Genomic DNA, 11,545 nt, shown 5'->3' with positions numbered 1-11,545 from the left:
GTGGCCCCGGCCCCGCCGCCGGCCGCCGCCCCGGCGGTTGCCCGCACCTACCTGGTGTTCTTCGACTTCGACCGCGCCGACCTGACGGACCGTGCCCGCCAGATCATCGGTGAGGCCGCGACGAACAGCCAGAGCGTCGGCTCGACCCGCATCGAGGTCTCCGGCCACGCCGACCGTGCGGGCTCGCCGCAGTACAACCAGCGCCTGTCCGAGCGCCGCGCAGCCGCCGTGGCCGCCGAGCTCGAGCGCCGTGGCGTGCCGCGCGCCGCGATGGCCATCCAGGCCTTCGGCGAGAGCCGCCCGCTGGTTCCGACCGCCGATGGCGTGCGCGAGCCGCAGAACCGCCGCGTCGAGATCGTCCTGCGCTGATCGCAGGCTTCCCGACACAGCGACCGGAACGGGGGGTGCCGCAAGGCGCCCCCTTTTCTTTTGCCTAGCCCCTTTTCTTTTGCCGTTGCGCGGGGAAGTCTGCGCGCATGATCCTCATCGGCCGTAACCTGTCCCCCTTCGTCCGCCGCACCGCGGCCAGTCTCAACCTGCTGGGCCTGCGCTACACGCAGCGCCCCTTCAGCGTGGCGCAGAACGCGGAGGAGATCCGCGGCTTCAACCCGCTGGGCCGCGTGCCCGCCCTGGTGATGGAGGATGGCGAGGTGCTGGTGGACAGCGCCGCCATCCTGGATGCGCTGGATGACCTGGCCGGCCCCGACCGCGCCTTGGTGCCCCCCTCCGGTGCCGCGCGGCGGGAAGTGCTGCGCGCCGTGGCGCTGGCGGTCGGCGCAACGGAGAAAGTGGTGGGCGCCTATTACGAGACCCGCCGCCCCGACGGGCTGCACTGGGCCGAGGGCCAGGCGAAGCAGACCGCCCAGGCGCAGGCCGCCTTCGCCGCGCTCGACCGCCTGGCGGAATCGGGCGGCTGGCTCTGCGGCGAGCGGTTGACGCAGGCCGATGTGACGGTGGTGGCCGGGTTGGATTTCTCCGACATGGTGCTGCCCGAACTGGCCGCTGGCCGTTTCCCGGCGCTGGCGGCGCTGCGCGACCGGGCGAACGCCCTGCCCGCCATCGGCGAGACCCGCTTCCCGGGCTGAACAGCCCACAAATTGGGCAAATCTGGAAATCCCGGGCCCAGACGGGTCGCTCCTTGGCCGGATCGCCTCGGATTTCAGCAGCTTTTATGTTGCAGCGCAGCATTTTCACCGCTAGGAAATCGCCAGGGAGTACCGCTTCAGACACGGCCATGACGGCTGCGAAGGAGCGTGTGCACCATGAGGATCGGATCACCCACTCGGCGAGGCCTGATCGGCGGGGCGCTTGCCGCGCCGCTGATCCTGCGCCCCGCCCCTGCCCGGGCGATGGAGCCGGTCGATATCGAACTGGTTCTGGCCGTCGATGTCAGCCGCTCCGTTGATGAGCAGGAGCAGGAGCTTCAGTTCCGGGGCTACGCCGCCGCCTTCCGCGACCCCAAGCTGATCGAGGGCATCGCCGGCGGCCCGCTCGGCCAGATCGCGGTGACGCTGTTCACCTGGTCCGACTGGCACATCCAGGAATTGCTGGTTCCCTGGACCCGGGTGGATGGCTCCGCGACGGCGGAAGGGCTGGCCCAGGCGCTGGACGCCGCGCCGCGACGCACCTGGCTTTATACCTCGATCTCCGGCGCCATCGACTATGCGGCCGGGCTGTTCGGCCAGGGGTATGAGGGCACGCGGAAGGTGGTGGACATCTCCGGCGACGGCATCAGCAATTCCGGCCGCCCGGTTGCCGATGCGCGGCAGGATGCGCTGGCCAGGGGCATCGTGCTCAATGGGCTGGCGGTGCTGGACCGGTCCCCGCAGCCCTGGGCCGCGGGCATGCCGCCGCTCGATTCCTACTACCGGGATGAGGTGATCGGCGGGCCGGGCGCCTTCCTGATGGTGGCGGAGGGCTTCGAGGCCTTCGAAACCGCGGTGAAGCGCAAGATCATCCGCGAGATCGCCAGCGCCCCGCCGCCCGGCCCCCTGGTCGAACGCGCCTACGCCTGAGGCTTGCCGCGCCCCGTCCTCGCCTGCAACGCATCGATCCGCAGGGAGGCTTCGGCCTTGGAGAGGGAGGCATCGAATTCTTCCTTCGCCTCCTCGCTCAGCGTCTTGAGGTAGGAGGCCTGGGCGCCGGTCATCGGCTCCTCCCCGGTGGTCCAGTCCGCCGGGTCCTTGATGGTGTTGGAACCCGGATCAGGGGTGGTCTTGGGGTTCTCATCCGCGATGGGCGCTGTCTTGCGGTCGGCCATTGGTGCGTTGCTCCGGCTTGTGTTGCCAGAACGTTCATGGCCGCCGGATGGTTTCAGCCAAACACGCGGGCAATGGCGGCCGCCGCAATCTCACGGTCCTGGTCCCCGGTGCCGGAGCCGATGCCGATGCCGCCCACCACCTGGCCCTCGACGATGATGGGCATGCCGCCCTTGAGATTGGTCATGCGGCCATCGCTGGCGATGGCGAGCTTGATCTCGACCTCCGCATGCATCGCACCGCTCGGCTTGCCCATGGCGGCGGCGGTCTCCGCCTTGCGGCGGGCGCTGTCGATGGACAGCACGCGGGCGCCATCCATGCGCAGGAAGGCCAGCAGGTTGCAGCCCTCATCCACCACGGCGATGCATTGCGGCACGCCCATCGCGGTGGCGGCCTCGGCGGCGGCCTGGACCAGGGCGAGGGCGGCATCCTGGGTGAGTTTCAGGGCGGGGCGGGTCAGGGCCATCTGGGCAGTTCCTCCGGCAGATCAGTCACCAGCATGCAGCCGGGGGCGTGGGTTGCGAAAGCGGACAGGCCGGCGGCTTCCAGCGCGGCGAGCGCGGTGAGGCCGCAGCCCCAATAGACCAGCACCTCCCCGGCCTCGGGCGGGATCGGCTCGCCCCAATCGGGCCGGGCCAGGTCCGCGATGCCGAGCGCGGCCGGGTCGCCCTGGTGCAGCGGCGCGCCATGGCTGCGCGGCAGAAGGGCGGTGATGGCGGCGACGCGCGGCACATCGGCAGCGGCGAAGGGGCGGGCGGAGACCACGACCGGCCCGGCGAAGCCACCCGCCGGGCTGGCCATGCGGTTGCTGCGGAATAGCGGGCCTTGCAGGCCCAGCTCGACATGCCGCATGCGGATGCCGGCCGCCGCCAGCGCCGCCTCCGCCCCGAACCAGCAGCCGATGGCGATCGCCACCGAATCGGCCTGCCAGTAGGCCAGCAGATCGGCGGCGGGCGTGGCCTGGCCATCCCGGTGCCGCAGGTAGCCCGGCAGGTCGGTCCGCACATCCAGGTCCTCGCCCAGCCCCGGCAGTCGCGGATCACCCGGCGCACCCACTGCCAGCAGCGGGCAGGCCACCGGATTGGCTGTGCAGAAGGCGGCAAACCCTGAAGCCTGCGCGGCCGGCAGCACCACCAGATTGGCATGAACACAACCCCGCGCGCGGCCGACGGTGCGCCCCGCGAAGCCGGCCCGCGCGGCCAGCCGCAGGTCGCGGCCGGTTTCAGACATGGCGCACGAAGCCGCCATCGACGCGCAGCACGGCGCCGGTGACGTAGCTGGCGCGGGTGGAACAGGCGAAGGCGGCCATGGCGGCGATCTCCTCCGGCTCCGCATAACGGCCCATCGGGATCTGCGCCCAGGAACGCTGGCGAATGGACTCGGCCGGCACGCCTTCGCGCTCCGCCGCGGCGGCGTCGGTCAGGTGCACGCGATCGGTGCCGACCCGGCCGGGCATCAGGATATTCACCGTGACGCCGTCCTTCGCCACCTCGCCCGACAGGGTCTTCGACCAGGCGATGATCCCGGCGCGGATGGAATTGGAAATGCCGAGCACCGGCAGCGGCTGCACCGCCCCGGTGGAAACCACGGTGAGCACCCTGCCCCAGCCCGCTTCCCGCATCGCCGGCAGGAACAGATCGGTCAGCCGGATGACCGAGAGCGCCATGCCCTGAAACGCCTCCGTCCAATCCGCCACGGCGCGGCCGGAGGCGCCGCCATAGGCTGGGCCGCCGGTGTTGTTCACCAGGATTTCGGGCGCGCCAAAATCCTGTGTGACGGTCGCGGCGAAGGTATCGAGGCCGGCGGTGTCCATCAGGTCCAGCGGGAAGCCGGCCGCCCCCTCCCCCAGCGTCGCCACCGCAGCATCCAGCGCCGCCCGGTCCCGCGCCGCGATCGCCACGCGCGCGCCTTCCGCCGCCAGGGCCTGCGCGATGGCCAGCCCCATGCCGCGATTGCCGCCGAGCACCAGCGCCCGGCGCCCCTTCAGTCCGAGATCCATGGCAGACCCTCCGCCGCCGGCCCGAAGGCCGAGGAGACATGTTGTTCCAGGAAGCGCCCGCGCCCCGGCGCAGCCAGCAGCGCGCCGTCCTGCACCACCACCTCGCCGCGCGACATCACCAGTTCCGGCCAGCCGGTGACGATGCGGCCCTCATAGGGGGTGTAGTCGACCGCGTGATGCAGCAGGTCGTTGGTGAGGGTGACGCGCTTTTCCGGGTCCCAGATGGCGAGGTCCGCATCCGCCCCCACCGCGATGCGCCCCTTCCCCGCCAGCCCATACAGCGCGGCATTGTTGGTCGCGGTCAGCGCGACGAAGCGCGGCAGGGAAATGCGGCCGGTGACCACACCCTCGCTGAACAGCAGCGGCATCCGCGTCGCCAGGCCGGGGATTCCATTCGCCACCTTGCGGAAAGGCGGGTTCGGCCCGGCATGCAGCTTGCCCTCCGCATCGAAGCGATAGGGGGCGTGGTCGCTGTTGAAGATGTCGAAGCTGCCATCCTCAAGCCCGCGCCAGCAGGCCGCCTGGCTGGCGCTGTCGCGCGGCGGCGGGCTGCACATCACCTTGGCACCGAGCATGTCCGGCTGGTCCAGGTCGCCCTCGGTCAGCAGCAGGTATTGCGGGCAGGTCTCGGCAAAGACGGTCAGGCCGCGCGCCCGGGCGCGGCGGATTTCCTCCAGCGGTTCGGCGCCGCTGACATGGACGATGACCAAAGGCGTGTCCGCGACCTCGCCCAGCGTCAGCGCCCGGTGCGTCGCCTCCCGCTCCACCGCCAGGGGCCGCGATGTGGCGTGGTGCTTCGGGCGGGTGTCGCCGGCGCGTTCCAGCCGGTCGGCGAGCCAACCGATGATCTCGTGATTCTCCGCATGCACCAGCGTGATGGCCCGCTGGGCGCGGGAGACGTCGAGCACGTCGAGGATCTGGCGATCCGACAGGCGCATCGCCTCATAGGTCATGTAGACCTTCACGCTGCGATGGCCGCGCGCGATCAGCGCCGGCAACTCCTGGCCCAGCACCTCCGGCGTCGGGTCGCTGACGACCAGATGGAAGGCGTAGTCCACGAAGGCATTGCCCTGCGCCCGCCGGTGATAATCCGCCACCGCCGCGCGCAGCGATGCCCCGCGATGCTGCACGGCGAAGGACAGGGTGCAGGTGGTGCCGCCAAAGGCCGCGCTGCGCGTGCCGGTCAGGAACCCATCCGCCATCCGCGCCCCGGCGGAGGCCAGCCCCGGCGCCTGCACCTGGTCGATATGCACATGCGCGTCGATGCCGCCGGGCAGAACCAGCCGGCCGGTGGCATCGATCACCCGTTCCGCGCCCTGCAGCCGCTCGGCCAGCGCGGTGATGCGCCCGGCGGTGATGCCGATATCGGCGCGGAAGACGTCCGAGGCCGTGGCGACGGTGCCGCCACGGATGATGGTGTCGAAGGGGTTCACGTTGGGATGCGTCGAATCTCGGCGGAGGGCAGGAAGGCAGGATCGAAAACATCGCCCGGCGCCAGCGGCGTGGCCAGCCCGAAGGCGCGGGAAACCGTGGCGACGGATTCGGAGAAACGGTCGGCGCGCACGCCGCCGAGGCCATCCGCGCGGCTTTCCTCCGTGGTCAACTGCTTGGTGATGAGCCAGCGCAGCTTCTCCGTCTCCAGCGGCACATCGGTCAGCGACTGACGCTTGCGGAGTGCGGCGATCGCCGCGGCAGGCTCGGCCATCGCCGCCTGCCAACCGCGGGCGGAAGCGGCAGTGAAGCGCCGCACCGCTTCCGGATTGCCCTCCAGCATCCGTTTCGAGGCGAGGATGCCGTTGCCATAGAGCGGCAGGCCGGCATCGGCGAAGTAGGTGAAGCGGATATCCTCCGGCTTCGCACCGGCGCGGGTCAGGCCGAAATACATGGTGCTGTCGAAGCCAAGAATGGCATCGGCATCGCCGCGCAGCAGGAAGGCCTCGCGCAGCCGCAGGTCGCCATACTGCCAGCGGATGGTGCTGGCATCGATGCCGGCCACCGCGGCGAAGGCCGGGAAGATGCGGTAGGCGCCATCGGTCAGCGCCGCGCCGATGCGCTTGCCGGCCAGCTTCGCCGCGCTGTCGATTCCCGCCCGGGTGAAGGACGCAGCGGAAAGCGGGCTGCGGTAGTAGACCATATAGACGCAGCGCGCGGCGGAGGCCGGGTTCTTGGCGTTGAATTCCAGCAGCACGTTGATGTCGCCGATGCCGAAATCATAGCTGCCGGAGCCGACGCGGGTCACCGCTTCGCCCGACCCGCCCGAACTGTCGAATTGCGGGCGCAGCCCGGCCTCGGCGTACCAGCCGCGTTCCTCGGCCAGGAAGAAGGCGGCGTTGGAGCCATCGAAGGGCGCGGCGAGCGAAACCTTGATGTCGAGCGGCGCCTGCGCGTTGGCGCGGGTGGCGAGCAGTGCGGGGGTAGCGAGCAGTAGGCGGCGCGTGATCCTCATCGGTTTGGTTCCTGTCTGACCTGTGCAGGCAACAGCAAGGGTCGTGCCAGCCCGTTCCGGGGGCGGATTTGCCCCGAAAGCGCGCGTCGGGCAGGATTGCGCGCAATCCGGTGTGCAGGAGTGCGGCAGATGCGCCAAGGCGCAGGGCGAATGGTGGGGGTGGTGACGCCCGCCACGCGGCCAAAGGCCGAGGATGCGGATGGTGTGCACGCCCATCTGTTCCAGGCCATCGTCGATCAGCGCCTGCCGCCCGGCACCAAGCTCACCGAGCAATCCCTGATCGAGACCTTCGATATCGGCCGCCGCGCGATCGGCGATGCGCTGCGGCGCCTGGTCTGGGAAAGGCTAGCCGTCGCGCCGCCCAATCGCGGCGTCTTCGTCGCGGCCCCGGATGCCGAGGAAGCCCGCGCCATCTTCGCCGCCCGCCGCGCCATCGAGGCCGGCACCACCGAGGCGGTGGCCCGGCGCGGCGACCCGAAGCAGGCCGATGAACTCGCCGCCAACCTGGCCGAGGAAGCGCGGCTGCGAAAGGCCGGGCGGGTGCGGGAGGCGATCGAGCTGTCGGGCGGCTTTCACACGCTGGTGGCGCGGCTATCCGGCAACCCGATCCTGGAGGAACAGGTACGGCTGCTGGTGGCGCGGACCAGCCTGGTGGTGGCGCTGTATGAGGATCGCACCGGCCTGGCCTGCTGGCATGACGACCATGCGGAGCTGGTGGCGCTGATCCGCGCCCGCCGCCACCGCGCCGCCGCCGGGCTGATGCAGCGGCACCTCTCGGAGCTTGAGCTCGGCCTGCGGCTGGACCGGCCGCCGGCGGAGGGGCTGGATATCAGGGTGATGCTGGCGCGGCCGGGCTAACATATTTCTAATACGCAACATACTTCATGGTTGCGGAAATCAGTGCAATGGATGGGGCCTCACACGGAAAAGGACACGTCCCATGCGCCGTCTTCTGCTCGCCAGCTTCGCGGCGATCTGCCTTTCCCCGGCGGCCCAGGCGCAGGGGCGGCAGGATTTCGAGATGCTCAATCGCTCCGGCTACCAGATCAACGAGATCTATGTCGGCCCCTCCAGCAGCCCGAACTGGGGCCGCGACCTGCTCGGCCAGAACGTGCTGGCCAATGGCCGCAGCTTCAACGTGACCTTCTCGGGCAATTCCAGCGAATGCCTGTGGGACATCAAGATCGTCTATGAGGATCGTGATCAATCCGAAATGCGGCAGGTCAATCTGTGCCGCGTCAGCCGGGTGACGATGTTCTGGGACCGCCAGCGCAACAACACCCGCTTCGTCGCGGAATAGCCCGGCTCAGCCGGCCGCCTTCACCAGCAGGAAGCTCGGCCGGTCGCGGTCTTCCGCCCAGTCGGGCTCGGCCTGGATCTGCGCGGGTGTGGGCGACCATTCCTCCAGATGCGCCAGCGTCAGGCCGGCGCCGATCAGCGCGTTGACCAGCGTGCCGAGGCTGCGGTGCTGCTTCACCACGCCAGGCGCGAGCCAGTCCGTCACCCGTGGCCCTTCCTCCAGATAGTCATCCAGCGCCCAGACCCGCTGGCCCGGCGTCGGCGTGATCCAGCCGGGGTTGCTCGGCGCCGTCAGCAGCGGATGTTCCTGGGAAAACACCAGCACCCCGCCCGGTGCCATCGCCGCATGCACCCGCCGCAGCATGTCCGGCAATTCCACCACATAATGGAAGGCGAGCGAGGAGAAAACGAGGTCGAAGGCCGCGATGGGCAGGTCCAGCGCCTCCAGATCCCCCTCGCGGTATTCGATGCCCTCGCCCTCCGTCAGCGCCGCGGCGCGTTCCAGCATGCGGGCCGAGACATCGAGCGCCAGCACGCTTTCCGCCCCCTGCGCCCGCGCCCAACGCGCGAACCAGCCATAGCCGCAGCCGAGGTCGAGCACCCGCTTCCCCGCCATCTCCGGCAGCAGGGCCCGGAGCGCGGGCCATTCCGGCGCCGCCTCCAGCCCCTTCTCGGAACGTGGCAGGCGGGCATAGGCGGCGAAGAAGTCGGGCCGGTCGTAGAGGCTGCCGGTCACGTCACCGTCCGTGCTGCTTCCGCCATGCGGCGAAGCGTTCCAGATTGCTCTCCTCCGTCGGCGGATACAGGCCGAGGATGGATTGGCCACCGGCCACCATCTCCTGCACGAAATCCTCGAAGGCGGTCATCTCCACCGCCTCGGCGGTGACCTCATCGGCGATATGGGCGGGGATGACGATGACGCCGTCATTGTCGCCGACCAGAACATCGCCCGGAAACACCGGCGCATCGCCGCAGCCGATCGGCACATTGGCCTCGATCGGCTGGTGCAGCGTCAGGTTGGTGGGCGCGGAGGGCCGGGCATGGAAGGCCGGGATCGCGAGCTTCGCGATATCCGCCGCGTCCCGGAAACCGCCATCCGTCACCACGCCAGCCACGCCGCGCACCATCAGCCGCGTCACCAGGATGCCGCCGGCCGAGGCCGCCCGAGGGTCCTTGCGGCTGTCCACGACGAAGATGTGGCCGGGCGGGCAATCCTCCACGCCCTTGCGCTGCGGGTGGGCGCGGTCGCGGAAGGCGGACAGGGTGTTCAGATCCTCCCGCGCCGGGATCGTCCGCAGGGTGAATGCCTCCCCCACCATGCTTTCCCCCAGCGGGGCCAGCGGCAGCACGCCCTGGATCATCTGGCTGCGGAAGCCGCGCTTGAACAGCGCGGTGGCGAGCGTGGCGGTGGAGACGCGCTTCAGTGCGGCGCGGGTCTGTTCGTGCAAGGCCATGATCAGCAGCGCCAATCCGTGCGGTCGCCCTCGATCAGCCGCAGGCTGGCCTGCCAGGCGAGGGCCATGGTCGGGCTGTTCGGGTCGCGGCCATACTGGCTGGCGGTGCGCAGCCGCACCTCCTCCGGCGGCAGGATCAGCTTGGCGCCGCCCGAAAGCGCCGCGACCTGCGCCTGGCAGGCGCGCTCGAGGTAGTAGATCTGGTTCCAGGCTTCCGGGATGGTGCGGCCGGTGACCAGCAGGCCGTGATTCACCAGGATCATCGCGCTGTGCTCGCCGAGATCGGCCACCAGCCGGTCACGTTCCTCCAGATCCAGCGCAATGCCCTCATAGCCGTGATAGGCGAGGCGGCCGTAGAATTTCAGCGCGTGCTGGCTGATCGGCAGCAGCCCGTGCTCCTGGGCGGAGACGGCGATGCCGGCCGCGGTGTGGGTGTGCACGACGCAGATCGCATCCTCCCGCGCCGCATGGATGGCGGAATGGATGACGAAGCCGGCCTTGTTCACCGTGGTCGGCGTGGCGGGGTGGTGCGGGTCCACCACATTGCCATCGAGGTCGATCTTCACCAGGTCGCTGGCGCGCATCTCGTGGAACATCACGCCGTAGCGGTTGATCAGGAAGTGGTGATCCGGGCCGGGGATGCGGGCGCTGATGTGCGTGTAGATCAGGTCCGTCATCTTGTGATGCGCGACCAGGCGATACAGCGCGGCAAGGTCGCAGCGGATCGCCCATTCGGCCTCGTCGATGCCGGCGGGGATGCGGGATGGCGTGTTGATATCCATGGGGCGGGGCCTTCCGAGATTCAGGCGACAGTATTGGCCAGGATGCCGAGGCCCGAAACCTCGAACTCCAAAGAATCGCCGGAGATCAGAAAGCGCTGCGGCTTCTGGGTGGCGCCGGTGCCTTCGGGTGAACCCGTGGCGATGACATCGCCCGGCAGCAGGGGCGTGATGGTGGAAAGATAGGCGATGATCTTCTCCAATCCGAAGAACATCGCCCCCGCCTTGCTGTCCTGCACCGTGCGGCCGTTCAGCCGCGTCTGCAGCCGCAACTCGCGCCAATCCGCGACCTCATCGGCCGTGGTGACGAACGGCCCCCAGCTTCCGGACTCGAAAAAGTTCTTGCCGGCGGTGACGCTGTGCGCTTGCCAGTCGCGCACCGAGCCATCGTTCAGGATGGTGTAGCCGCCGACATGGTCCAGCGCATCCGCCTCCGCGATCCGGTGGCCCGGCTTGCCGATCACCACGGCCAGCTCGCACTCATAGTCGAATTGCGGCGAGACCCCCGGCGGGCGCAGCGCCGCGCCATGCGTCACCAGCGCCGCCTGATGCTTGATGAAGTAGCTGATATGCGGTGGTGCCTTAACCTCCCCGCCCAGCGGGTGCGGCTTCGGGTAGTTCAGGCCGATACAGAACAGCCGCGCCTCCGGCAGCGGCGCGGTGATGGTCACGGCCGAGAGCGGCCAGCGCCCTTCCTCGGCCGGTGCGCCCTGGGCCAGCGCGCGGGCCAGCGGCGGGTTGCCGGCGAAGCCGAGCACCTGGTCCCCGTCCAGCCGCCCGGTGCGGGGCGTGCCATCGGCGGTGAATGCGAGCAGCTTCATGCGGCGGTCTCCATGCGGCGTCGGTCCCAGATGTCGGGCTGGACCAGGTGGGGCGGGCGGCGGCCGGCGAGGACATCCAGGATCTGCGCGGCGCATTGCAGCGCCGTCTCCCGCATCGCCTGTTCGGTCACGCCGCCGATATGCGGGGCGAGCACGGTGTTGGGGGCAGCGAGGATCGGGTCCGTGGCCGGGGCCGGCTCCGTCTCGAACACATCGATGGCGGCGCCGGCGATGGTGCCGGCCCGCAGCGCCGCGGCCAGCGCGGCCCCATCGATCAGGGCGCCGCGCGCGGTGTTCACCAGCAGCGCATGCGGCTGCATGCAGGCCAGCGCGGCGGCGTCGATCATGTGGCGCGTATCGGGCCGCAGCGGGCGGTGCAGGGACACGACATCGGCACGCGACAGCAGCGATGCCAGCGTCGGCGCGCGTTCGGCGCCAGCCCCCACCAGCACGGCATCGGAGACGCCAGGTGAAAAGACCAGCAGCTTC

The 11,545-nt window shown here is 70.0% G+C and carries 16 protein-coding genes; 5 read left to right on the top strand and 11 right to left on the bottom strand.

Annotation, left to right across the window (positions count from 1 at the left end):
* From Q8S40_RS03185 to Q8S40_RS03175, 3 genes are all read left to right on the top strand, one after another.
* Positions 1 to 369, top strand: a 369-nt coding sequence (locus Q8S40_RS03185; protein WP_305669255.1) for an OmpA family protein, incomplete at its 5' end; no start/stop codon positions are given.
* Positions 370 to 476: 107 nt separating this feature from the next.
* Positions 477 to 1,085, top strand: a complete 609-nt coding sequence (locus Q8S40_RS03180; RefSeq protein ID WP_305669254.1) for a glutathione S-transferase family protein — start codon at positions 477 to 479, stop codon at positions 1,083 to 1,085.
* Between the two features lie 177 nt (positions 1,086 to 1,262).
* Positions 1,263 to 2,015, top strand: coding sequence for a DUF1194 domain-containing protein (locus Q8S40_RS03175; RefSeq protein WP_304807969.1), 753 nt, complete (start codon positions 1,263 to 1,265; stop codon positions 2,013 to 2,015).
* Here the strand turns inward: Q8S40_RS03175 and Q8S40_RS03170 are convergent.
* The 6 genes from Q8S40_RS03170 to Q8S40_RS03145 are packed head-to-tail and all read right to left on the bottom strand — an operon-like array spanning position 2,006 to position 6,703.
* Positions 2,006 to 2,260 (bottom strand): DUF3072 domain-containing protein, encoded by a 255-nt coding sequence (locus Q8S40_RS03170; RefSeq protein WP_304807967.1) that lies wholly within the window; start codon positions 2,258 to 2,260, stop codon positions 2,006 to 2,008. The two genes, Q8S40_RS03175 and Q8S40_RS03170, sit on opposite strands and share 10 nt — an antisense overlap.
* A gap of 53 nt (positions 2,261 to 2,313) precedes the next feature.
* Positions 2,314 to 2,724 carry a heme-binding protein gene (locus Q8S40_RS03165; RefSeq protein WP_304807965.1) on the bottom strand — a complete coding sequence of 137 codons (411 nt, stop codon included), beginning with the start codon at positions 2,722 to 2,724 and terminating at the stop codon, positions 2,314 to 2,316.
* Complete coding sequence (locus Q8S40_RS03160) at positions 2,715 to 3,488, bottom strand: D-glutamate cyclase family protein (RefSeq protein WP_305669253.1); 774 nt, start codon at positions 3,486 to 3,488, stop codon at positions 2,715 to 2,717. Before Q8S40_RS03160 ends, Q8S40_RS03165 begins: the two co-directional genes overlap by 10 nt.
* Positions 3,481 to 4,257 carry an SDR family oxidoreductase gene (locus Q8S40_RS03155; RefSeq protein ID WP_305669252.1) on the bottom strand — a complete coding sequence of 259 codons (777 nt, stop codon included), beginning with the start codon at positions 4,255 to 4,257 and terminating at the stop codon, positions 3,481 to 3,483. Before Q8S40_RS03155 ends, Q8S40_RS03160 begins: the two co-directional genes overlap by 8 nt.
* Positions 4,242 to 5,690 carry a dihydropyrimidinase gene (hydA, locus tag Q8S40_RS03150; RefSeq protein WP_305669251.1) on the bottom strand — a complete coding sequence of 483 codons (1,449 nt, stop codon included), beginning with the start codon at positions 5,688 to 5,690 and terminating at the stop codon, positions 4,242 to 4,244. Before hydA ends, Q8S40_RS03155 begins: the two co-directional genes overlap by 16 nt.
* Complete coding sequence (locus Q8S40_RS03145; RefSeq protein ID WP_305669250.1) at positions 5,687 to 6,703, bottom strand: ABC transporter substrate-binding protein; 1,017 nt, start codon at positions 6,701 to 6,703, stop codon at positions 5,687 to 5,689. Before Q8S40_RS03145 ends, hydA begins: the two co-directional genes overlap by 4 nt.
* A 129-nt stretch (positions 6,704 to 6,832) precedes the next feature.
* Between Q8S40_RS03145 and Q8S40_RS03140 the strand changes: the two genes are divergently transcribed.
* Positions 6,833 to 7,561 (top strand): GntR family transcriptional regulator, encoded by a 729-nt coding sequence (locus Q8S40_RS03140; RefSeq protein WP_305669249.1) that lies wholly within the window; start codon positions 6,833 to 6,835, stop codon positions 7,559 to 7,561.
* An 82-nt stretch (positions 7,562 to 7,643) separates the two neighbouring features.
* Positions 7,644 to 8,003 carry a hypothetical protein gene (locus Q8S40_RS03135; RefSeq protein WP_304807953.1) on the top strand — a complete coding sequence of 120 codons (360 nt, stop codon included), beginning with the start codon at positions 7,644 to 7,646 and terminating at the stop codon, positions 8,001 to 8,003.
* 6 nt (positions 8,004 to 8,009) lie between these two features.
* On the opposite strand, the gene Q8S40_RS03130 is transcribed toward Q8S40_RS03135, so the two are convergent.
* From Q8S40_RS03130 to Q8S40_RS03110, 5 genes are all read right to left on the bottom strand, one after another.
* Positions 8,010 to 8,738, bottom strand: coding sequence for a bifunctional 2-polyprenyl-6-hydroxyphenol methylase/3-demethylubiquinol 3-O-methyltransferase UbiG (locus Q8S40_RS03130; protein WP_305669248.1), 729 nt, complete (start codon positions 8,736 to 8,738; stop codon positions 8,010 to 8,012).
* 1 nt (position 8,739) lies between these two features.
* Positions 8,740 to 9,456, bottom strand: a complete 717-nt coding sequence (locus Q8S40_RS03125; protein WP_305669247.1) for a ribonuclease activity regulator RraA — start codon at positions 9,454 to 9,456, stop codon at positions 8,740 to 8,742.
* 2 nt (positions 9,457 to 9,458) lie between these two features.
* Positions 9,459 to 10,238, bottom strand: a complete 780-nt coding sequence (locus Q8S40_RS03120) for a class II aldolase/adducin family protein (RefSeq protein WP_305669246.1) — start codon at positions 10,236 to 10,238, stop codon at positions 9,459 to 9,461.
* Positions 10,239 to 10,258: 20 nt separating this feature from the next.
* Entirely contained in the window at positions 10,259 to 11,056 is a 798-nt protein-coding gene (locus Q8S40_RS03115) for a fumarylacetoacetate hydrolase family protein (protein ID WP_305669245.1), read from the bottom strand.
* Positions 11,053 to 11,545: NAD(P)-dependent oxidoreductase (locus Q8S40_RS03110; protein ID WP_305669244.1), on the bottom strand; the 493-nt coding region annotated here is incomplete at its 5' end. The genes Q8S40_RS03110 and Q8S40_RS03115, both read right to left, overlap by 4 nt.

Source organism: Falsiroseomonas sp. (genome assembly GCF_030695085.1).
In the GTDB taxonomy this organism is placed as follows: Bacteria; Pseudomonadota; Alphaproteobacteria; order Acetobacterales; family Acetobacteraceae; genus Falsiroseomonas.
Note: the sequence above shows the minus strand (reverse complement) of the source record. Positions and strands in the feature narration are given on the sequence as shown.

Bases quoted from the DNA above. Each gene is read 5' to 3' on its own strand.
- Q8S40_RS03125 (WP_305669247.1), bottom strand. From the start codon at position 9,456: ATGGCCTTGCACGAACAGACCCGCGCCGCACTGAAGCGCGTCTCCACC.
- Q8S40_RS03115 (WP_305669245.1), bottom strand. From the start codon at position 11,056: ATGAAGCTGCTCGCATTCACCGCCGATGGCACGCCCCGCACCGGGCGG.
- Q8S40_RS03140 (WP_305669249.1), top strand. From the start codon at position 6,833: ATGCGCCAAGGCGCAGGGCGAATGGTGGGGGTGGTGACGCCCGCCACG.
- Q8S40_RS03135 (WP_304807953.1), top strand. From the start codon at position 7,644: ATGCGCCGTCTTCTGCTCGCCAGCTTCGCGGCGATCTGCCTTTCCCCG.
- Q8S40_RS03160 (WP_305669253.1), bottom strand. From the start codon at position 3,488: ATGTCTGAAACCGGCCGCGACCTGCGGCTGGCCGCGCGGGCCGGCTTC.
- Q8S40_RS03170 (WP_304807967.1), bottom strand. From the start codon at position 2,260: ATGGCCGACCGCAAGACAGCGCCCATCGCGGATGAGAACCCCAAGACC.
- Q8S40_RS03120 (WP_305669246.1), bottom strand. From the start codon at position 10,238: ATGGATATCAACACGCCATCCCGCATCCCCGCCGGCATCGACGAGGCC.
- Q8S40_RS03165 (WP_304807965.1), bottom strand. From the start codon at position 2,724: ATGGCCCTGACCCGCCCCGCCCTGAAACTCACCCAGGATGCCGCCCTC.
- Q8S40_RS03155 (WP_305669252.1), bottom strand. From the start codon at position 4,257: ATGGATCTCGGACTGAAGGGGCGCCGGGCGCTGGTGCTCGGCGGCAAT.
- Q8S40_RS03180 (WP_305669254.1), top strand. From the start codon at position 477: ATGATCCTCATCGGCCGTAACCTGTCCCCCTTCGTCCGCCGCACCGCG.
- Q8S40_RS03175 (WP_304807969.1), top strand. From the start codon at position 1,263: ATGAGGATCGGATCACCCACTCGGCGAGGCCTGATCGGCGGGGCGCTT.
- Q8S40_RS03145 (WP_305669250.1), bottom strand. From the start codon at position 6,703: ATGAGGATCACGCGCCGCCTACTGCTCGCTACCCCCGCACTGCTCGCC.